This window comes from Agrobacterium genomosp. 2 str. CFBP 5494 (assembly GCF_900013495.1).
GTDB classification, from domain to species: domain Bacteria; phylum Pseudomonadota; class Alphaproteobacteria; order Rhizobiales; family Rhizobiaceae; genus Agrobacterium; species Agrobacterium pusense.
The window spans coordinates 1,070,908-1,090,306 of the sequence record NZ_LT009718.1 but is presented as its reverse complement, the minus strand read 5'-3'; the positions used below and the strand labels follow the sequence as shown (position 1 = coordinate 1,090,306).

Here is a 19,399-nt window from a genome sequence, read left to right as displayed (position 1 = left end):
CTAGCTCTCCGGATATCTCTACCGGAGCCCCCTCATCCCGCTGCGCGGACTTCTCCCCGGCGGGGAGAAGAAACGATTGCACCCGCTCGCTCCACCGGATGCCTTGCTTTGGCCCTTGGCCCTATCAGCCGTGAATTGGCGCGCCCCAGCCACCCCAGATATAGATGGCGAAGAACAGGAACAGCCAGACGACGTCAACGAAGTGCCAGTACCAGGCAGCGGCTTCGAAACCGAAATGCTGGGTGGGCGTGAACCCGCCGGCAATGGCGCGGAACAGGCAGACCAGCAGGAACACCGTGCCCACGAAGACGTGGAAACCGTGGAAACCGGTGGCCATGAAGAAGGTCGCGCCGTAGATCGAATTCTTGAAGTCGAACGGGGCGTGCATGTATTCGTAAACCTGCACGGTGGAGAACAGCACGCCAAGCGCAACGGTGAGCACCAGACCCGATATCAGGCCCTTGCGGTCATTGTGCAGCAGAGCATGATGCGCCCAGGTGACACAGGTGCCCGACAGCAGCAGGATGACGGTGTTGTAGAGCGGCAGATGCCATGGATCGATGACTTCGATGCCCTTGGGCGGCCATTGTCCGCCGGTATATTCGAGACGCGACGCCTGAATAGCTTCATGGGGGAAGAGGCTGGCATCGAAATATGCCCAGAACCATGCGACGAAGAACATCACCTCTGAGGCGATGAACATGATCATGCCGTAACGCAGATGCAGCGAAACGACGCGGGTGTGGTTGCCTTCGCGGCCTTCCTTGATCGTATCCGCCCACCACGCATACATGGTGTAGAGCACGATGACGAGACCGATATAGAACAGCCAGGGATTGGCGAGTTCCGCGCCGAACAGCTTGAAGGAGCCCCCCGACAGGTAACGCATGTAACAAACGCCACCGAAAGTCAGGATGAAAGCGCCGATCGAGGCCAGAAGCGGCCAGGGGCTTGGATCGATAATGTGGTAATCGTGGTTCTTCTGATGCGTGTCTGCCATTGCGACAATCCCCTGGTGTCTCTTCCCTGATCCGGCCTCGGCAAAGGCCGGATCTCCTCTCACAATTTGCTTTCGCCAGATTCGGTTTTTACCGGCAAGGACGCAACCGGTTTTTCGGTTTTGGCCGGATAAAACGTATAGGACAGCGTTAAAGTATGAATGCTCTTGGTCTCACGCGCCGTGGCGATGTCAGGATCGACGAAGAACACCACCGGCATTTCCAGCGTTTCGCCGGGCTGCAGCGTCGTTTCGGTGAAGCAGAAGCACTCCACCTTGTTGAAATACGCGCCGGCTTCCATGGGCGTGACGTTGAAGACCGCCGTGCCTGTGGTCGCCACCGGTGAACGGTTCGTCGCCTTGAAGGTCACCTGCACCGTTTCGCCGATCTTCGGCGTGACCTTCCTGTCGACCGGCTGGAAATCCCAGTTGAGGCCGTTCGACGTATTGGCGTCAAAGGTGACATTGATGGTCTTGTCGAGGATCACATCGGAATATTGCTCGACGCGCTGGGTCGTGCCGTTGTAACCGGTGACACGGCAGAACAGCGTATAAAGCGGCACGGCGGCGTAGGCCATGCCGATCATGGCGCAGAAAAACACCAGACAGAGCACGAGGATGGAGCGATTGCTCACCCGTTGCCGCTCGGTCCCCGTTGTCTGCGCTTCCATATTCGCCATATCCTCCTCCTTCCCCCTCGATCAGCCCGTCAGTGCGAACCGATCTTGATGATGGTGATGATGTAGAATAGCACCACCAGACCGGCGAGCAGGACGCCGAGCGCAATATTGCGCCCGCGTCTCGATTTTTTCTGCGCCGCGCTCAGTTCCACCGTTTCCATCACAGGACTCCCGACATGACGGCCTTCAGGGCCGGCGCGAAATGATCGGCCAGAAGGCCGGAGAAAATCGCAAAAAGGTAAAGCACCGAATAAGCGAACATCTTCTTGGCCGGCAACATCTTTTCGTCACCCTCCGGCATGCGCCGGACATCGAGCGAACAGTATACGAAGATGGCGCTCAGCACTGCCGCGAAAATACCGTAACCGGCGCTTGCCAGACCAGTGAAATAAGGCGCGACGGCTGCGGCTGCGGTCAACACCGCATAACAGATCATCTGGTTCTTGGTGGAGCGCTCGCCAGCAACATTCGGCATCATCGGAATGCCAACGGCGCCATAATCACGCATCTTGAACAGGGCCAGGGCCCAGAAATGCGCAGGCGTCCACAGGAAGATGATGAGGAACAGGATGATGCTGTCCAGCGAAACGCCGCCGGTGACGCAGGCCCAGCCAAGCATGGGCGGGAAAGCGCCTGCCGCGCCGCCGATCACGATGTTCTGCGGCGTCGAGCGTTTCAGCCACATCGTATAAATGACAGCGTAAAAGAAGATGGTGAAGGCCAGAAGACCGGCCGAGAACCAGTTGATCGCAAGGCCGAGAATGACTACCGAGAAGGCCGACAGCGTCAGGCCAAAGGCCAGCGCCTCGCGCGGGGTGATACGGCCGGACGGGATCGGTCGCCTGGCGGTGCGGCTCATGACGGCATCGATATCGGCATCGTACCACATGTTGAGCGCACCGGACGCGCCCGCGCCGACGGCGATGCAGAGAATAGCGATGATGCCGAGTATCGGGTTGATTTCACCCGGCGCCAGCACGAGGCCCGCAAAGGCCGTGAAGACCACGAGCGACATGACGCGCGGTTTCAGCAATTCGAAATAATCGCGCGCGCCGGCTTCCGAGAGTTCGGAGCTTTCCGCGCCCAGCATTTCGCGATTGTCGATAACGGTCATTTCCTGTCCTGCTTCCTTCGAATGCCGCCTGTCGCGACATTCCCTGCATCGGCCGGAAACACGAGTGAGAGTTCCGGAATGCGCGATGCGTCGATCCATGGGTCCCGAACGTCACAGCCTGACCGGCAGCCGGTTAAGCCGATGCCATCTGCCCGGCCTTACGCCGTGTCCTGCCGCCATTCGTCTGCGCTTGCCATTCATAAAGGCCAAAACTGGCATTTATCATATCCCAGCGCATGTATCACGCTGGAAGGCAAGCATCGCTTGGACAAAATGTCACGCGGCAGTAAAGGCAGCCCGTTCGGGAAAACGGCACGGGCCTGACCGTGCCGCCCTCTTTCTCAGCGCTCGGGACCCGCGAGCCTTACCGCGCGTCCCGATCCGTGCATCAGCGAATGCGCGGAAGCTGTTCCCACTGGTGGTACGGCGGCGGGGAAGACAGCTGCCATTCGAGCGTCGTCGCGCCTTCACCCCAGGGATTGTTGCCGGCGATCCGCTTCTTGGCGAAAGCTTCCCAGACACCGAAAAGGAAGATCAGCACGCCGACGGCCGAAATATAGGACCCATAGGACGACACCAGGTTCCAGCCGGCATAGGCATCGGGATAATCGATGTAACGGCGCGGCATGCCGGCAAGGCCGAGGAAGTGCTGCGGGAAGAAGATCAGGTTCACACCGACGAACATGACCCAGAAATGCAGTTTTCCGATGAACTCGCTGTACATGTAGCCGGAAATCTTCGGGAACCAGTAATACCAGCCGGCGAAGATCGCAAAGACGGCGCCGAGCGACAGAACGTAGTGAAAATGGGCCACCACGTAATAGGTATCGTGCAGCGAGCGGTCGAGACCGGCATTGGCGAGCTGGACGCCCGTGACGCCACCGACCGTGAACAGGAAGATGAATCCGATTGCCCAGACCATTGGTGTCGAGAAGGTCAGCGAACCGCCCCACATCGTCGCGATCCACGAGAAAATCTTGATGCCTGTCGGCACCGCGATGACCATGGTTGCGAAGACGAAGTAGCGTTGTGCTTCCAGCGACAGGCCAACCGTATACATGTGGTGCGCCCAGACGATGAAGCCGACCGCGCCGATCGCGACCATGGCGTAAGCCATGCCGAGATAACCGAAGACGGGCTTCTTCGAGAAGGTGGACACGATGTGGCTGATGATGCCGAAGCCGGGCAGGATCAGGATGTACACTTCCGGATGGCCGAAGAACCAGAACAGGTGCTGATAGAGGATCGGGTCACCGCCGCCTTCCGGCGAGAAAAATGCCGTGCCGAAATTGCGGTCCGTCAGAAGCATGGTGATGCCGCCCGCCAGAACCGGCAGCGAAAGCAGCAGCAGGAACGCAGTGACGAGCACCGACCAGGCGAAGAGCGGCATCTTGTGCAGCGTCATGCCCGGGGCGCGCATGTTGAGGATGGTGGTGATGAAGTTGATCGCACCGAGGATCGACGACGCGCCCGAAACGTGCAGCGCAAAGATCGCCAGATCCACGGCCGGTCCGGGCATGCCGTTTGTCGACAGAGGCGGATACATGGTCCACCCGCCGCCGACACCATAAGCACCCGCCGGCCCTTCGACGAAGAGCGACAGAATGAGCAGGATGAAGGCCGGAACGATCAGCCAGAAGGAGATGTTGTTCAGGCGCGGGAAAGCCATGTCCGGCGCACCGATCATGATCGGGATCATCCAGTTGGCGAAACCGCCGATCAGCGCCGGCATGACCATGAAGAAGATCATGATCAGGGCGTGTGCGGTGGTGAACACGTTGAACATGTGCTTGCCGCCGTCGATGGCAGCGTCGCCCTCAAAGCCGTAGACCATGGAGGCCAGACCGTGGAAAATCTGGATGCCCGGTTCCTGCAGTTCCATGCGCATGACGACGGAAAGCCCGCCGCCGACGATGCCGGCCATGATCGCAAAGATCAGGTAGAGCGTGCCGATGTCCTTATGGTTGGTGGACAGGAACCAGCGGGCGAAGAAGCCCGGCGTATGGGAATGATGTGCATCATGCGAATGGTCGTCATGCGCGTGCCCATCATGTGCGGAATGACCATGCGAGTGATGATCGTCGTGTGCGGAAGGTCCAGCCATTGTCCTCACTCCAGAATCAGTTGGTTTCGTTGGCGGCAACGTCGACGGTGCGCGGAGCGCCATCGACAGAGGCCATCAGCGCCCGGTTCGCGCCGTTCAGGTCAGAACCGGCGGCGGCGAGCCAGGTGTTGTACTGCTGTTCGGAAACCACCCGAATGGCGATGGGCATGAAGGCGTGATCCTTGCCGCAAAGCTCGGAACACTGGCCGTAATAAAGGCCTTCTTTTTCCGCCTTGAACCAGGTTTCGTTCAGGCGGCCCGGAACAGCGTCGATCTTGACGCCGAAAGCCGGCATGGCGAAGGAATGGATCACATCCGTCGGCGCGGCGGTGACGAGCAGGCGAACGGTCTTGCCGACCGGGACAACCATTTCATTGTCTACTGCGAGAAGACGCGGATAGCGGGCCTTGTCCTCCTTGCCGGCGGCGGCGCGATCCTGATCCTTCAGCATGTAGCTGTCGAAGGAGACCGGCTCGGCGCCCTCGGCAGCCGTATATTCGTAACTCCACAGCCACTGCGTGGCGGTCGCCTTCAGCGTCACGTCGGGGTTTTCCGGCTGTGTGAGCTGCGCGTTCAAAAGATTGAACGACGGGAAAGCAAGGAACAGGAGAATGAGAACCGGCGCCAGCGTCCAGACAACTTCGATTGCCGTGTTGTGGCTGGTCTTCGAAGGCACGGGATTGGCCGAGGCGCGGAATTTCAGAACGACGACGATGAGCAGCGCAAGAACGAAAAGCGTAACCGGAACAATGAACCAGAGCGTATATTGTTCGAACCAGCGTATTTCGTGCATGATCGGCGTGGCGGCCTCCTGCATGCCCATTTGCCAATGCACCGGCTGATCGGCGTGGGCGCCGACAGCCGTGAGCAGACAGGTCATCCCCGCCAGTGCTGCGTAAATCCTATTCCTCACGGTACCCTCTCCCTCACGCGCCTGATCCAGATCAATCACAGGCGCAGAATCCATGCTAATGGTAATAACTTCAAACCACAGTTTGCCCTCTGCCGCAATATGCGTCACGCCACGGATGCGCCCCAATTTTGCCATTGATCAATCCGCGCGCGACTTTCCTGCAGCCTGTGCGTCGGCTCGTCTGCCGAAGACGATTTCGAGACGAAAAAATGCGGCAAGCCCCGTCTTCCAGCCGGTTTGATCGCGGGATGACGACCGATGCCGCGAACAAATCCGGCTGCCATCAGGACCGACAGGTCCTATTTCCGCCCAACTCGGCTGGAATTGAAAGCCCGAGGCTTTTTTTTCCGGATTATGGCGTCAAAATAGCCGCACTGATTCGAATCCCAGAGGTATCCATGCGTCTTTCCCCGCTCGCGCGCACTTTTCTTGCCGCCGCCGGTCTTGCCATCATCGCCCCCGCCGCCGCGGCGCTGGCGCAACAGCCGCAGCCCGGAACGCCGAAGTCGACGCATGGCGCATGGTCTGTCATCTGTGACAAGCCGGCGGGCGCTTCGGAAGAACAATGCGCCCTGATGCAGAACGTGATTGCCGACGACCGCCCGGAAGTCGGTCTTTCAGTGGTGGTGCTGAAGACGGCCGACCGCAAGTCGCGCATCCTCCGCATCCTCGCACCGCTGGGCGTGCTTCTGAAGGACGGCATGGAACTCTATATCGACAATAACAATATTGGCCGCGCCTATTTCACCCGCTGCTTCTCCGAAGGCTGCTATGTGGAAGTCGATATTGACGACGAGTTGCTGAAGGTTCTGCGCGCCGGCAAGAACGCTGTTTTTGCACTGCGTGAATCCGTCGATCAGGACCGCGTCGGCATTCCGATCGAACTGACGGGGTTTGCCGAAGGTTACGACGCGCTTCCTTGAAGCCTGCCGTACCGGACAGCCTTGCGTCCGCCCGCTCCAGTGCCTAAATCGGTCATGAACGATAATGACTGGAGCCTCCTATGACCGACGATCTTGTAAAACTCTTCGATTGCGACGAAACGCAATTGCGCAAGCTCGTCGGCGAGGCGCTCGCCGGCGCTGACGATGGCGAGCTTTTCATCGAACATGCGCAGGCCGAGTCGCTGACTTTCGATAATGGCCGGCTCAAGGGCGGTTCCTTCAATACACACCAGGGTTTCGGCCTGCGGGCGGTCGCCGGCGAGACGGTGGGTTACGCCCATGCGGGCGAGCTTTCGCAAAGCGCGCTGAAACGTGCATCGGATGCGGTCAGCGCAGTGACGAGAGGTTACTCCGGCTCATATGCCGCCGCACCGCAGCGCACCAACAAGAAGCTCTATGGCGACGAGAATCCCATCGGCAGCCCGAGCTTCGAAGAGAAGGTGAAGCTTCTCACCGATATCGATGCCTATCTGCGTGACAAGAACCCCAATGTCCGGCAGGTGACGGCGACGATTTCCGCAAGCTGGCAGGTGGTTGACATTCTGCGCGCCGATGGCCACCGCGTCAGTGACGTCAGGCCGATGACCCGCATCAACATCTCCGTCGTGGCGGGTGAAGGCGATCGGCAGGAAAGCGGCTCCTATGGCATTGGCGGCCGGGTCGGTTTCGGCGATTTCATCACAGAAGAAAACTGGCAGCGCGGCGCCGATGAGGCTTTGCGTCAGGCGCTCGTCAACCTCACAGCCATCGATGCGCCGGCCGGCACCATGGATGTGGTGCTGGGCTCCGGCTGGCCGGGTGTGATGCTGCATGAGGCCGTGGGTCACGGTCTGGAAGGCGATTTCAACCGCAAGAAGACGTCCGCATTCGCCGGCCTGATGGGCGAAATGGTCGCCGCGCCCGGCGTTACCGTGGTGGACGACGGCACAATCGACAGCCGCCGCGGCTCGCTAACCGTGGACGATGAAGGCACCCCTTCCGGTTACAACGTGCTGATCGAGAACGGCAGGCTGGTGGGCTACATGCAGGACCGCCAGAACGCCCGGCTGATGGGTGCGACGCCCACCGGCAACGGTCGCCGTCAGGGTTATGCCTATGTTCCGATGCCGCGCATGACCAATACCTACATGCTGTCGGGCGACAAGACGCCGGAAGAGATCATCGCCTCCGTCAAGAAGGGCATCTATGCCGTCTCCTTCGGCGGCGGCCAGGTCGATATCACCTCGGGTAAATTCGTGTTCGGCTGCACCGAGGCCTATCTCATCGAAAACGGCAAGATCGGCGCGCCGGTGAAGGGCGCGATGCTGATCGGCAACGGGCCGGATGCGATGAAGCGCGTCTCGATGATCGGCAATGATTCGAAACTCGATACCGGTATCGGCAATTGCGGCAAGGCCGGGCAATGGGTGCCTGTTGGCGTCGGCCAGCCGCATCTGCGCATGGACCAGATCACCGTGGGCGGCACGAAGGCGTAAATCTCCCGACCCTGCCTGTAACGACTGTTAATGCGTATCTGTAGCGCGGATAAAGTGATGTAACGGTGCATCACCCGTCATTCCGGCCTTGAGCCGGAATCCAGCCGATGCGCGTCGGCGCGGCGGGAAGAGTCTTTTCAGCCCAAGGACTTGGGCTGGCTGGATTCCGGCTCAAGGCCGGAATGACGGAAGAAAGAGTTGCAGCCACACTGAGCCTGTCGGCGCCTCGTCAGCCCCTGACCACACACATGGCTGCCATGATGCGGTTTCCTCTGGCATGCCGCCGGGAAGACGTTAAGATCAGCCCCTACCCTAAGGCCACATCCCGATCCGGCCGATGCGCAAAGGAGACCATGACCATTATACGAAATGCCCTCGTTCCTGAACTTGCCGTCAGCGACTGGCAGAAAAGCCGCGCATTTTATTGCGACCTGATCGGTTTTCATGTGGTCTATGAGCGCCCCGAAGAGGGCTTTACCTATCTGGCGCTGGGGGATGCCCAGCTGATGATCGACCAGATTGGCGCGACGCGGACATTCGTGACTGATAATGCCGTGCTCGAATTTCCGTTTGGCCGCGGCATGAACCTGCAGCTTGCCGTCCCCTCGCTGCAACCCATTCTTTCCCGGCTGGAGCGATCCTCCATCGACCTCGTCATGCCGCTGGAAGAAAAATGGTACAGGCGCGGCACGGTCGAAGTGGGCAACCGGCAGTTCATCGTCGCCGATCCGGATGGTTACCTGATCCGTCCGTTCGAGAGCCTTGGCGAACGCCCTTTCCGGTTCGGTTGAGCCATGCTGCCTTTTCTCCCGCGGGCCGTGGTTTTCGACATGGACGGATTGCTGATCGAGAGCGAGCGGCTCTATCGCGATTCATTTCTGGCGGCTTCGGAAGAAGGCGGCCACGGCATGAGGGTGGAGACCTATCAGAAGGTCTGCGGCAGCCCGTGGGACGTCATCACCGGCACCATTTTTGCTGATTATGGCGCGGATTTTCCCATCGACAGTTTCCGAGACGCCTGGCTCCGGCATCTTGGCGTGATGATGGCTGGTGGCGTGGCGTTGAAGCCGGGCGTCACCGAGATCCTCGACCTTCTCGACAGCCTCGATATCCGCCGCGCCATCGCCACCTCGTCGCGGCACGATTCGGTGACGCGCCATCTTGGGCCCCACGATCTTCTCAAACGCTTCGACACAATTGTCGCGCGCGGCGACTATACGGAGCCGAAACCGGCGCCCATGCCCTATCTGACAGCCGCGCGACGACTGTTCCTCGATCCCGGGCACTGTCTTGCCCTGGAGGATTCCTACTGGGGTGTACGCTCGGCGACATCGGCGGGCATGATGACGATCATGGTGCCCGACGTTGCGCCGCCGACCGAGGAAATGCGGGAGAAATGCGTGGCCGTCGCCAGCGACCTGCATATGGTGGCCGACCTTCTGCAAAAAGCGCAGGCCTGAGTAGAATGAAAATCGGGCTGGGGGCGCGAGACGGCGTCATACGTGCTTCGCGATTTGACGTCATGATGAAACGCATGTCGGGCTGGGGCGCCGCTACTGGGCAAATGACTCTGCCGGCGTATCCATAACCGGGGTAATCATGACGCCTGTCGCCGTGTCACTCATCACGCTGATACTGCTGGTTCTGTCCCTGTTCCAGATTGCGCTCGCCGCCGGCGCCCCTTTCGGCCGCCTTGCCTGGGGCGGCGCGCACACGGTATTGCCGGGACGGCAAAGGATAGCCAGCGCAGCGACACCGCTCATTTATGCGCTTTTCGTTTCCTTCCCGCTGCAAAAGGCGGGTTGGGCCGACATCTGGCCGTCTGGCTGGGTTGAACCTGGAATCTGGATCATCGCCTGTTACATGGCGGTGAGCATCGGATTGAATGCAATGTCGAAAAGCCGCCCGGAGCAGCTGGTCATGGCTCCTGTGGCTGCCGCTCTTGCGATCCTGTTCTTTGTCATCGCGTTCTCCTAGCGGATCGCGGAGGCGCGACGCAGCAGGATCGAATGGTCCTCGGCGGAGCGTCAGGCCCCCGGCTTGAAGCGCCACTTGCGTTCTATCGAATTTTCGAGATCGAGACCGTTGCGATGCGCCAGCAGCAGTACGTGGCCGAGCAGATCGGCGGTTTCGTCAGCCAGATCACGCTTCATCTCCTCTTCGCTTCTGCCCCTGCTGCGCCCCCGCCCCGTCAGCCGGTTCCAGGCCTGCGTCACCTCGCCCACCTCCTCCTGAAGCTTCAGCATGAACCAGTCGGGATCACGGGCGATCCCGTTTTCATCGGCATATTTCTGCGAGGCAGCCTCGAACTGGCGCATCATGGACAGAAGCATTTGTTCATCCTTTGTTCGTGATATCCAACTCTAATCACGATTCTCCGGCAGCGTCGATTCGAAAGCGCTTATGGACGGCGGATGGAGCGTCTGCCGGGCCACCCTTGGCCCGGCGCTGTTTGATTTGCTGCTTAAACAGGCAGGCGCCAATGGCGCGGCATGACGCCCTTAGGGGTACATGCGGACCTTGGACCAGGCACCGTCTGGCGTGTCGCGGCGGAATTCGATGCGGTCATGCAGGCGGAACTTGCGGTCATGCCAGAATTCGATGCTGACGGGGCGAATGCGGAAACCGGACCAATGGGACGGGCGCGGAATATCGCCGATCGCATATTTGGCGGTATATTCAGCCACCGCCTTTTCCAGCGCGAAACGGCCTTCCAGCGGCCGTGACTGCTTGGAGGCCCAGGCGCCGATGCGGCTGCCGCGCGGCCGGGAGGCGTAATAGGCATCCGCCTCCTCGTCGCTCACGATCTCCACCTCGCCGCGCAGGCGCACCTGACGTCGCAGGCTCTTCCAGTGAAAACACATGGCCGCTTTTTTCTGGCCGAGGATCTCCCGGCCCTTCTGGCTTTCGAAATTCGTGTAGAACACGAAGCCGCGGTCATCGACGCCTTTCAGCAGCACCATGCGCACATTCGGCAGGCCATTTTCGTCCACGGTGGCAAGTGCCACCGCGTTCGGATCGTTGATCTCGGAAGCCGTCGCATCCTTCAGCCATTCGGCAAAAAGCGTGAAAGGTTCATTTTCTTCCGTGAAGTCACTGGATGTTAACCCCGTTTCCGACATATTGACTAAAATGCTCCCGAGCTGATTTGGACCCCAGAGATGATCTCTGGTGAAAGATGGTGACCGTCATAGCAAAGTCGAACAGTCGAACAAAGAGCCTCCTTTCGTCGGTAGCGGAAGTTTCCGCCGTCGTGTCGATGCTTGCGGTGCTGAGCGGATGCGTCAGCCTCGATCTGTTCGGCGGCGACAAGGTTGACCGCTCGCTTTCCACCGCCTCCGTGCCGAACCAGCAGAATGGCAGCGCCCAGACCGACGATGTGACCATTCGCAATGCGGTGACATCGGCCGATCTCGCCAAACTTGCCGACCAGCCGCTGCCCTGGGCGAACGCCGCCACCGGCAGCGCCGGCGTCGTGACCGCCATTCACGAAGACAAATCAAGCGGTTTCGTCTGCCGCGATTTCAAGACGACGCGCCACTCCTTCGAAGGGGTGGCAGCTTATTCCGGACAGGCCTGCCTGTCGGAAACCGGCGAATGGTTGATGACCCGCTTCGAGCAGAAATAATCTGTTTACCCTTCCATGGGGAATAGGCGCGGCCCCGGTGCGTCGAACCTGCTCCGTAAAGGAGTGATTAGCAACTTATTGCAACAGTCGACGTTGATTAAACCGAGGGCGTGCAGGCGAATGATCGCGGGCACCCCTTTTCGGAGGGGTTAGCTTCAGGATTGCGCCATGACGGGCTGCAGGCGCCTGAGCCAACGTAACTGGTGTTTCGCATGCGCGATCCATATTCGATCCTCGGCGTAAAACGTGACGCCCGCCACGAGGAAATCAAGGCCGCCTGGCGCACGAAGGCGAAAACCGTTCATCCGGACGCCAATCGCGACGATCCCGATGCCTCGGCGCGATTCGCCGAGATCGGACAGGCCTACGACCTTCTGAAAGACCCGAAAAAGCGCGATCTCTACGATCAGGCCCGCAAGGCTGCAGAAAAAAAGCAGCGCGATCAGACCATCATGCAGCAGCGGGAGGCCGCGCGCGAGGCGGCTGAACGCGCCAGGGCGGCCGAAAAGCTGATGGAAGAACTGGCCCGGGCGGACGCCCGCAACCGGACGCAGACCGGCCAGAAAACCGACGCCAGGACGGAAAGTGCCGAAGACATCGTCGAGCGGATTTTCGGCGCGGAGGCACAGAACGATCCCAAGGTACAGCAGGCGGCGGAAGCGGCAAAGGCTGCCGCAAGCGCCGCAAGAGGCGATACACCTGCCGCCGGCGAGGCCGCCCAGTCCGGCGCTGGCGATGACAGGGCGGCGCCCGTCTCGCTTGCCGCCAATCTCTTCAGCGCTCTCGTACGCCGGTTCCGCACGCCGCAACCATCTCCCGAAAAGGCGCCCGATATCACGGCGGAGGCCATCGTCACGGTCGCCGATCTGCTGGAGCAAAAGTGGATTACCGTATCGCTTGCCGATGAACGAGAGGTTCGCTTCCAGCTGGAAGCCGGCATGACCGACGGACATGTGGTGCGGCTGAAGGGACAGGGGCTGAAGCTTCTGAACATGGCCCGCGGCGATCTCGCCGTGACATTGCTGACCGCGCGCGAGGATGCGTTTTCCCTTCGTGGCTTCGATATCCACACGACGTTGCCGATCTCGCTCAGCGATGCGGTTCTGGGCTGCGAAGCAAAGGTCAAGACGCCGCTTGGCGAGGAAAACATCACCATTCCAGCCTGGTCAGGCTCGGACCGCGCGCTCAGGATTGCCGGCAAGGGCCTTGCCGACGGCAATGGCGGCTCCGGCGATCTCGTCATCGAACTGCGCATCGTCCTGCACGAGAAGCCCGATGAGAAGGTGACCGACCTGATGCGCCACATGCGCGAAGGCCTTTATTTGTGAAAGTTTTGCGAATAACCGGGACAACGCACCCTTTGTTACGTTCCCTAACAGTTGATGATCCTTGGCAATCTTGAACAGGATTGCAGCCTATGCCATAGGCAGGACCGATCAAAAGTACTAGGGAGCATAAAATGGCTCAGGCATCCGGCCTCATGGCTGGCAAACGCGGCCTCATCATGGGTGTCGCCAATAATCGTTCCATCGCTTGGGGCATTGCCAAGGCCTGCGCCGACGCGGGTGCGGAAGTGGCTCTCACCTGGCAGGGCGATGCGCTGAAGAAGCGTGTCGAGCCGCTGGCCCAGGAACTCGGCGCCTTCATGGCCGGTCACTGCGATGTGACCGATCTCGAGACGATCGATGCGGTTTTTGCCAGCCTGGAAAAGCACTGGGGCAAGATCGACTTCGTCGTGCACGCCATTGCCTTTTCCGACAAGGATGAGCTGACCGGCCGTTACCTCGATACCAGCCGCGACAATTTCAACCGCACCATGGACATTTCCGTCTTCTCGCTGGCCGCCGTTGCCAAGCGGGCGGAGCCCGTCATGAATGACGGTGGTTCGATCGTGACGCTCACCTATTACGGCGCCGAAAAGGTGATGCCGAACTACAACGTCATGGGCGTGGCCAAGGCCGCGCTTGAGGCAAGCGTGCGTTACCTCGCCGTCGACCTCGGCAATCGCGGCATCCGCGTCAATGCCGTTTCCGCCGGCCCTATCAAGACGCTCGCTGCTTCCGGCATCGGCGACTTCCGTTACATTCTCAAGTGGAACGAATATAATGCGCCGCTGAAGCGCACCGTTTCGATCGAGGAAGTCGGCAAGTCGGCGCTTTACCTGCTCTCCGACCTTTCGACCGGCGTGACCGGCGAAATCCACCATGTCGATTCCGGTTACCACACCATCGGCATGAAGGCGGTGGATGCGCCTGACATTTCGGTGGTGAAGGACTGACGACAACCGGGAATGCTTGAAACTGGGGTATCGCCTTGCTCGTCTATGTGATCCGGCACGGACAAACGGACTGGAATGCGATACGCCGGCTTCAGGGCCAGAAAGACATTCCGCTCAATGATTTCGGCCGCCAGCAGGCGGTCGGCAATGGTCTGCTTCTCGCCCGCCTCCTGGGGGATCAGGCCGCGGATTTCGATTATGTAGCAAGCCCGCTCGGGCGCACGCGCGAGACAATGGAACTGATGCGCGGCGCGATGGGGCTCGATCCCAAGGCCTATCGCACCGACGACCGCCTCATCGAAGTTTCCTTCGGTGACTGGGAAGGGCAGACGTTGCCCGAGCTCAAGAAGGAATTTCCGGACCGGGTGAAGGCGCGCAAGGCCAACAAGTGGGATTTCATTCCCCCCGGCCAGGATGCCGAAAGCTATGAAATCCTCTCCTGGCGCATCGGCGCATGGCTCTCCTCCGTGGAGCGGCCGACAGTCTGCGTCTGCCATGGCGGCGTCATCCGCTCGATTTTCAGACTTGTTTCAGGCATGGACAAGGATGAGGCGTCGCGGACGCAAATCCCGCAGGACCAGATTTTGAAGGTCGAGATCGACAGGAACAGCGTGGATTGGATTTCCTAGGGGCTGGCAGCTTTCCTATGATTGGCAGGACGTCGCAGCTTGTTTCTTCTCTCCCCCGGGGAGAAGGTGGCCCGAAGGGTCGGATGAGGGGGCAACGTTGCCGGATTTCGGAGAGCTTGCCCCCTTATTCCGCTGCCGCGGACTTCTCCCCGTCGGGGAGAAGAAACAGGTGGCACCCGCTCGTTTCACAAAGGAGGTTTTGACTTGGTAGGCGGCTGCTTACTCCACAACCTGCAGATCGTCGACCACACGTTTCCCATCCACTTCTGTGTAGAAGACAACGACCTTCACGCCCGCTTTCAGACCTTCGAAATTGAATTCTTCCGGCACACGATAGGTCTTACCGTCGTTCAGCGTGATACTGAGACCGTTCGCGTCGATCTTGCTGATCGTGCCTTCCACGTCGACGCTCTGGGCGAAGCCGTTGATCGGCATCAGGAGGTTGGCGGTGGCCAGAAGGGCGGCAATCATCATACGCATCGATCTAGCTTTCGTGGATTTGCGTGAAAACCTTACATGCATGAAGAATTGCCTTTCGAATGTGGCGGAAATTGCCCGCAACCATGACATTTTCGGCCCAATTGATGAACGGATTTCAAATCCTGTTCAAGCCGTTAGTGATTTTTACACCGCATTTTCCGGCAATATTGGAAAACCCGGGTTTAGGGTGGAAAACCCCGGCTCTTTTACAATTTCGTCATCTCACAAAACCCGTCGATACGGTCGAATCACTTTCCGTCGCCCATGGCGGGACTGTCGTTTTTCGTCCTTTCGCAAGTCGTGAACGGTACGTCACCTTCTTATCGCGTTTGCGATGAAAGAAAGGCTTTTGCCTTGTCCGGATTTTCCACTAAGACAAATCCGCTTGTTTTAAACGGCGCTGTCCACAGGCGCCCCGTTTTCCGGTTTGAGAATTATGTCGCATAACAGTTTCGGTCATCTTTTCCGCGTTACCACCTGGGGAGAAAGCCACGGGCCGGCACTTGGCTGCGTGGTGGATGGTTGCCCGCCCGGCATCCGGTTTACCCTTGCCGAGGTGCAGCACTGGATGGACAAGCGCAAGCCGGGCCAGAGCCGCTTCGTCACCCAGCGGCGCGAGGACGATATTGTCAAGGTCCTTTCCGGCGTCATGCTGGATGAGGACGGCGAGACGATGACGACAACAGGCACGCCGATTTCCATGCTGATCGAAAATACCGACCAGCGCTCCAAGGATTATGGCGAGATCGCCAGGCGATTCCGCCCCGGACATGCGGATTTCACCTATGACCTGAAATATGGCATTCGCGATTATCGCGGCGGCGGTCGCTCTTCCGCGCGCGAGACGGCGGCGCGTGTCGCTGCCGGCGCAATCGCGCGAAAGGTGGTACCCAGCCTCAACGTGCGCGGCGCGCTGGTGCAGATCGGCAAACACAGGATCAACCGCGACAACTGGGATTGGGATCAGGTCGATCAGAACCCGTTCTTCTGCCCTGATGCCGCCATGGTGCCCGTCTGGGAAGAATATCTCGACGGCATCCGCAAGGCCGGTTCGTCCATCGGCGCCGTTGTCGAAGTGATCGCCGAAGGCGTTCCGGCGGGTATCGGCGCACCGATCTACGCCAAGCTTGACCAGGATATTGCCTCCAGCCTGATGTCGATCAACGCCGTCAAGGGTGTGGAGATCGGTGAGGGTTTCGCCTCCGCCGAGCTTTCCGGCGAGGAGAATGCCGATGAAATGCGCATGGGCAATGACGGCAGACCGATCTTCCTCTCCAATCATGCCGGCGGCATTCTGGGTGGCATTGCGACCGGCGAGCCCGTCATCGCGCGCTTTGCCATCAAGCCGACCTCGTCAATCCTGACCGAGCGCCAGTCGATCGACGCCGATGGCAACAATGTCGACGTGCGCACCAAGGGACGCCACGACCCCTGCGTCGGCATTCGTGCCGTGCCGATCGGCGAAGCGATGGTGGCCTGCACCGTCGCCGACCATTATCTGAGGGATCGCGGCCAGACCGGCCGGTTGAAGTGAGGTATTCCGCAATGGCCTATGACCAGAAACGCGTTGTCGATGCCATCCGCGCTTTCGAAGCCGGTGAAATCGTTGTCGTGACCGATGATGATGACCGTGAGAACGAGGGCGATCTGATCATTTCAGCGGTCCACTGCACGGCAGAAAAGATGGCTTTCATCGTGCGCCACACGTCAGGCATCGTCTGCGCCCCCATGCCGCGCGAAGAAGCCAAGCGCCTGAACCTCAATGCCATGGTGGCCGAAAATGACAGCGCCCATACCACGGCCTTCACCGTCAGCGTCGATTTCAAGCACGGCACCACAACGGGCATTTCCGCCGATGACCGCACGCTGACGGTGCGCAATCTCGCCAATCCAAATGTCGGAGCCGCCGATTTTACCCGGCCTGGACACATTTTCCCGCTGATTGCCCGTGAGGGCGGCGTCCTGATGCGCTCGGGACATACGGAAGCCGCCGTCGACCTCTGCAAGCTGGCAGGCCTGCCGCCGATCGGTGTCATCTGCGAACTCGTCAATGACGACGGCACCGTGACGCGCGGACCGCAGGTCACTGCCTTTGCGGAAAAACATCAGCTCAAGCAGGTGTCGGTTGCCGATCTCATCGCCTACCGCCAGCGCAAGGAAACGCTGGTGGAGATGGAATCCTCCTTCACCATCGAAACGCCCTTCGGCCCGGCAAGAGCGCAGACCTACTCCCTTCCCTGGGACCGTATGCAGCACATGGCGGTGATTTTCGGCGACATCAGGGACGGTGTCGACATTCCAGTGCGCCTGCACCCGGAAAACGTCGCTGACGACGTGTTCGGCGACCGCCAGCCGTTGCGGCACTACATGCAGAAGATCGCCGAGGAAGGCCGCGGCGTCATCGTCTATCTCCGTGAAGGCTCCGTCGGCGTCGGTCAGGTTGCGGGGCGGCGCAAGGCGCGCGACCCGGACGAGGCACACGCCCAGGCCCGCTCGCGGGAAAACGAATGGCTGGAAATCGGTCTCGGCGCGCAAATCCTCAAAGACCTCGGCATCAGCTCGATCAAGCTGATGACCACGCGCGAACGCCATTATGTCGGTCTCGAAGGATTCGGCATCAAGATTTCCGCGACGGATATCGGGTGAGCTTGGGTTTTGCCTGGTCTCGCCGCGCAATTGTGAGGCGAGCGGGTGAAGCATTTTTCTTCTCCCTGCCGGGGAGAAGTCCACGGCAACGGGATAAGAGGGCTAGCTCTCCGTAAATCTCTACCGTTGCCCCTCATCCGACCCTTCGGGCCACCTCCTCCCCGGCGGGGAGAAGAAATATGCCGCAACGCCACGCTACAATGCAGTATCACGGATCGGTAACCTTGAGTCCGAGGGCACCTCTCTCGCAATCATCCGTGCGAAAAACTCAGTTGTCCTCCCGCCAGCCCTCCAGATAGTTCACGCTCTCGACCCCTGTGAACTTCGCAAGACGCGACAATTCCGCATCGAGCTTTTCCAGCCGCCCGGCCGAAGCGCGCACGCCGGGCTCGAGCCACAGGCGGCGTACATCCAGAGTGCTGCGTTTGCGCTCCGCCTTCATGTCGATGCGACCGATCAGACGGTCGCCTTCCAGAAGCGGGAAAACATAATAGCCATATTGCCGCTTCGGCTCTGGCACAAAGACCTCGATGCGATAATAAAAGCCGAATAGCCGCTCCGTGCGGTTTCGGTCACGCAGCAAAGGGTCAAAGGGGCTCAGCACGCGAACGCGGGAGGACGGTTCCGGTACGTCCGTCAGGTCGGCAGTGAAATCGGCAAAGGCATGGGACTGGCGGGCAGTGTCGCCGTCACTTGCGAGAAGCGATACCTCGCACAATTCATCGCGATGGTTTTTGACCCAGTCTCTCGCCTCCTGCGGGGTAACGAGGTCGAAAAAAGCGGCGATTTCGCCATGCGTGGCGAAACCCAGCCGCTTAAGCGCCTCGCGGCAGGCCCAGTCGACGAATTCGGCGTGCTCCACTTCGGTCTCGTGATGCTCACCGGGAATGACCCGTTCGGCCAGATCATAGACCTTCTGGAAGTTCACACGGCCGGCAATTGCGAGCTTGCCGGTGTGCCAGAGATATTCGAGTGCGGTCTTGGAGGGATGCCAGTTCCACCAGCCGCCGGACTGGTGTCCCTCCTCTTTAAGCTCCCGTGCCAGCACCGGCCCGGTTGCGGCGATGCGCTCCAGCGTTTCGCCGAACGCGGCATCGAAACCCTCACCGTGCCATTTGCGCCAGCGTTCCTGAATGATCGGCTCGCGGCGGCGGAAGCGGTGTTTCCAATAGGGATAAAATTCCGTCGGCAGGATGGAGGCATCATGCGTCCAGTGCTCGAAAAGGGCGCGGTCCTTTTCCAGCAGCGTGGTCAGATGGTTGCGCCTGTAGGTCTGGTTGCGGGAGAAAATAATCTGGTGATGGGCGCGCTCCACCGTGCCGATGCTGTCCACCTGCACGAAGCCGAGATCGTTGATGAGCTGCAGCAGCCCATCCTTGGAAAGCGCCTTGCCGGGCGGGGAGGAAAGGCCCTGCCGCGCCAGAAAAATCCGCCTTGCTGCTTCGTTCGAAACCTTGATCGTCATGGCCCAGAAGGTATGACGGCTTTTTCGCGAATGCAATGTTCTTTTT

The 19,399-nt window shown here is 59.9% G+C and carries 21 protein-coding genes; 11 read left to right on the top strand and 10 right to left on the bottom strand.

Features of this window, described 5'->3' with window-relative positions:
• Nucleotides 1-124: 124 nt before the first annotated feature.
• The 6 genes from AGR2A_RS05145 to coxB all read right to left on the bottom strand — a co-directional run bounded on the left by AGR2A_RS05145 (nt 125) and on the right by coxB (nt 5,775).
• Nucleotides 125-1,000: a cytochrome c oxidase subunit 3 gene (locus tag AGR2A_RS05145; protein ID WP_004440371.1), complete on the bottom strand. Its 876-nt coding sequence runs from the start codon at nt 998-1,000 to the stop codon at nt 125-127.
• Nucleotides 1,001-1,059: 59 nt separating this feature from the next.
• Complete coding sequence (locus tag AGR2A_RS05140) at nt 1,060-1,677, bottom strand: cytochrome c oxidase assembly protein (protein ID WP_004440369.1); 618 nt, start codon at nt 1,675-1,677, stop codon at nt 1,060-1,062.
• A 29-nt stretch (nt 1,678-1,706) separates the two neighbouring features.
• Complete coding sequence (locus tag AGR2A_RS29970) at nt 1,707-1,838, bottom strand: hypothetical protein (RefSeq protein WP_003521105.1); 132 nt, start codon at nt 1,836-1,838, stop codon at nt 1,707-1,709.
• Entirely contained in the window at nt 1,838-2,791 is a 954-nt protein-coding gene (locus tag AGR2A_RS05130; protein ID WP_004440366.1) for a heme o synthase, read from the bottom strand. The genes AGR2A_RS29970 and AGR2A_RS05130 overlap by 1 nt, the downstream gene beginning before the upstream one ends.
• Before the next feature lie 388 nt (nt 2,792-3,179).
• Nucleotides 3,180-4,895, bottom strand: a complete 1,716-nt coding sequence (gene ctaD / locus AGR2A_RS05125; RefSeq protein WP_004440364.1) for a cytochrome c oxidase subunit I — start codon at nt 4,893-4,895, stop codon at nt 3,180-3,182.
• 16 nt (nt 4,896-4,911) lie between these two features.
• The gene (gene coxB, locus AGR2A_RS05120; RefSeq protein ID WP_034496285.1) at nt 4,912-5,775 is read right to left on the bottom strand and encodes a cytochrome c oxidase subunit II; all 864 of its coding nucleotides are present in this window, start codon (nt 5,773-5,775) and stop codon (nt 4,912-4,914) included.
• A 431-nt stretch (nt 5,776-6,206) separates the two neighbouring features.
• Between coxB and AGR2A_RS05115 the strand changes: the two genes are divergently transcribed.
• The 5 genes from AGR2A_RS05115 to AGR2A_RS05095 all read left to right on the top strand — a co-directional run bounded on the left by AGR2A_RS05115 (nt 6,207) and on the right by AGR2A_RS05095 (nt 10,204).
• A complete protein-coding gene (locus AGR2A_RS05115) occupies nt 6,207-6,731 on the top strand; it encodes an invasion associated locus B family protein (protein WP_022555736.1) in 525 nt (174 codons plus the stop codon).
• A gap of 80 nt (nt 6,732-6,811) precedes the next feature.
• On the top strand, nt 6,812-8,227 hold the full coding sequence (gene tldD, locus AGR2A_RS05110) for a metalloprotease TldD (protein WP_072494049.1): 1,416 nt from the start codon (nt 6,812-6,814) through the stop codon (nt 8,225-8,227).
• 353 nt (nt 8,228-8,580) lie between these two features.
• A complete protein-coding gene (locus AGR2A_RS05105; RefSeq protein ID WP_006699875.1) occupies nt 8,581-9,018 on the top strand; it encodes a bleomycin resistance protein in 438 nt (145 codons plus the stop codon).
• A 3-nt stretch (nt 9,019-9,021) separates the two neighbouring features.
• Nucleotides 9,022-9,687: an HAD family hydrolase gene (locus tag AGR2A_RS05100; protein WP_072494048.1), complete on the top strand. Its 666-nt coding sequence runs from the start codon at nt 9,022-9,024 to the stop codon at nt 9,685-9,687.
• 139 nt (nt 9,688-9,826) lie between these two features.
• Entirely contained in the window at nt 9,827-10,204 is a 378-nt protein-coding gene (locus AGR2A_RS05095; protein WP_035209413.1) for a hypothetical protein, read from the top strand.
• 50 nt (nt 10,205-10,254) lie between these two features.
• Here the strand turns inward: AGR2A_RS05095 and AGR2A_RS05090 are convergent, their stop codons facing one another.
• A complete protein-coding gene (locus AGR2A_RS05090; RefSeq protein WP_035209412.1) occupies nt 10,255-10,560 on the bottom strand; it encodes a MazG nucleotide pyrophosphohydrolase domain-containing protein in 306 nt (101 codons plus the stop codon).
• Nucleotides 10,561-10,728: 168 nt separating this feature from the next.
• Complete coding sequence (gene pdxH / locus AGR2A_RS05085) at nt 10,729-11,349, bottom strand: pyridoxamine 5'-phosphate oxidase (RefSeq protein ID WP_006699879.1); 621 nt, start codon at nt 11,347-11,349, stop codon at nt 10,729-10,731.
• Nucleotides 11,350-11,405: 56 nt separating this feature from the next.
• On the opposite strand from pdxH, the gene AGR2A_RS05080 reads away from it, so the two are divergent.
• From AGR2A_RS05080 to AGR2A_RS05065, 4 genes are all read left to right on the top strand, one after another.
• Nucleotides 11,406-11,855, top strand: a complete 450-nt coding sequence (locus AGR2A_RS05080) for an RT0821/Lpp0805 family surface protein (protein ID WP_004440354.1) — start codon at nt 11,406-11,408, stop codon at nt 11,853-11,855.
• A gap of 212 nt (nt 11,856-12,067) precedes the next feature.
• Entirely contained in the window at nt 12,068-13,183 is a 1,116-nt protein-coding gene (locus AGR2A_RS05075) for a DnaJ C-terminal domain-containing protein (protein ID WP_072494047.1), read from the top strand.
• A gap of 131 nt (nt 13,184-13,314) precedes the next feature.
• Nucleotides 13,315-14,133, top strand: coding sequence for an enoyl-ACP reductase FabI (gene fabI / locus AGR2A_RS05070; RefSeq protein WP_004440350.1), 819 nt, complete (start codon nt 13,315-13,317; stop codon nt 14,131-14,133).
• A gap of 35 nt (nt 14,134-14,168) precedes the next feature.
• Nucleotides 14,169-14,762 (top strand): histidine phosphatase family protein, encoded by a 594-nt coding sequence (locus tag AGR2A_RS05065; RefSeq protein ID WP_072494046.1) that lies wholly within the window; start codon nt 14,169-14,171, stop codon nt 14,760-14,762.
• Between the two features lie 219 nt (nt 14,763-14,981).
• Here AGR2A_RS05065 and AGR2A_RS05060 read toward each other — a convergent pair whose 3' ends face one another.
• Nucleotides 14,982-15,242, bottom strand: a complete 261-nt coding sequence (locus tag AGR2A_RS05060; RefSeq protein WP_006699882.1) for a DUF1344 domain-containing protein — start codon at nt 15,240-15,242, stop codon at nt 14,982-14,984.
• 436 nt (nt 15,243-15,678) lie between these two features.
• Between AGR2A_RS05060 and aroC the strand changes: the two genes are divergently transcribed.
• On the top strand, nt 15,679-16,776 hold the full coding sequence (aroC, locus tag AGR2A_RS05055; protein ID WP_004440343.1) for a chorismate synthase: 1,098 nt from the start codon (nt 15,679-15,681) through the stop codon (nt 16,774-16,776).
• An 11-nt stretch (nt 16,777-16,787) separates the two neighbouring features.
• On the top strand, nt 16,788-17,888 hold the full coding sequence (ribB, locus tag AGR2A_RS05050; protein ID WP_072494045.1) for a 3,4-dihydroxy-2-butanone-4-phosphate synthase: 1,101 nt from the start codon (nt 16,788-16,790) through the stop codon (nt 17,886-17,888).
• 268 nt (nt 17,889-18,156) lie between these two features.
• Here the strand turns inward: ribB and AGR2A_RS05045 are convergent, their stop codons facing one another.
• Nucleotides 18,157-19,353 (bottom strand): winged helix-turn-helix domain-containing protein, encoded by a 1,197-nt coding sequence (locus AGR2A_RS05045; protein ID WP_072494044.1) that lies wholly within the window; start codon nt 19,351-19,353, stop codon nt 18,157-18,159.
• Nucleotides 19,354-19,399: the final 46 nt, after the last annotated feature.

Bases quoted from the DNA above. Each gene is read 5' to 3' on its own strand.
- pdxH (WP_006699879.1), bottom strand. From the start codon at position 11,349: ATGTCGGAAACGGGGTTAACATCCAGTGACTTCACGGAAGAAAATGAA.
- ribB (WP_072494045.1), top strand. From the start codon at position 16,788: ATGGCCTATGACCAGAAACGCGTTGTCGATGCCATCCGCGCTTTCGAA.
- AGR2A_RS29970 (WP_003521105.1), bottom strand. From the start codon at position 1,838: ATGGAAACGGTGGAACTGAGCGCGGCGCAGAAAAAATCGAGACGCGGG.
- AGR2A_RS05100 (WP_072494048.1), top strand. From the start codon at position 9,022: ATGCTGCCTTTTCTCCCGCGGGCCGTGGTTTTCGACATGGACGGATTG.
- ctaD (WP_004440364.1), bottom strand. From the start codon at position 4,895: ATGGCTGGACCTTCCGCACACGACGATCATCACTCGCATGGTCATTCC.
- aroC (WP_004440343.1), top strand. From the start codon at position 15,679: ATGTCGCATAACAGTTTCGGTCATCTTTTCCGCGTTACCACCTGGGGA.
- AGR2A_RS05115 (WP_022555736.1), top strand. From the start codon at position 6,207: ATGCGTCTTTCCCCGCTCGCGCGCACTTTTCTTGCCGCCGCCGGTCTT.
- AGR2A_RS05105 (WP_006699875.1), top strand. From the start codon at position 8,581: ATGACCATTATACGAAATGCCCTCGTTCCTGAACTTGCCGTCAGCGAC.
- AGR2A_RS05045 (WP_072494044.1), bottom strand. From the start codon at position 19,353: ATGACGATCAAGGTTTCGAACGAAGCAGCAAGGCGGATTTTTCTGGCG.
- AGR2A_RS05060 (WP_006699882.1), bottom strand. From the start codon at position 15,242: ATGCGTATGATGATTGCCGCCCTTCTGGCCACCGCCAACCTCCTGATG.
- AGR2A_RS05075 (WP_072494047.1), top strand. From the start codon at position 12,068: ATGCGCGATCCATATTCGATCCTCGGCGTAAAACGTGACGCCCGCCAC.
- AGR2A_RS05145 (WP_004440371.1), bottom strand. From the start codon at position 1,000: ATGGCAGACACGCATCAGAAGAACCACGATTACCACATTATCGATCCA.
- AGR2A_RS05080 (WP_004440354.1), top strand. From the start codon at position 11,406: ATGGTGACCGTCATAGCAAAGTCGAACAGTCGAACAAAGAGCCTCCTT.
- AGR2A_RS05130 (WP_004440366.1), bottom strand. From the start codon at position 2,791: ATGACCGTTATCGACAATCGCGAAATGCTGGGCGCGGAAAGCTCCGAA.
- AGR2A_RS05140 (WP_004440369.1), bottom strand. From the start codon at position 1,677: ATGGCGAATATGGAAGCGCAGACAACGGGGACCGAGCGGCAACGGGTG.
- AGR2A_RS05095 (WP_035209413.1), top strand. From the start codon at position 9,827: ATGACGCCTGTCGCCGTGTCACTCATCACGCTGATACTGCTGGTTCTG.
- coxB (WP_034496285.1), bottom strand. From the start codon at position 5,775: ATGACCTGTCTGCTCACGGCTGTCGGCGCCCACGCCGATCAGCCGGTG.
- tldD (WP_072494049.1), top strand. From the start codon at position 6,812: ATGACCGACGATCTTGTAAAACTCTTCGATTGCGACGAAACGCAATTG.
- fabI (WP_004440350.1), top strand. From the start codon at position 13,315: ATGGCTCAGGCATCCGGCCTCATGGCTGGCAAACGCGGCCTCATCATG.
- AGR2A_RS05090 (WP_035209412.1), bottom strand. From the start codon at position 10,560: ATGCTTCTGTCCATGATGCGCCAGTTCGAGGCTGCCTCGCAGAAATAT.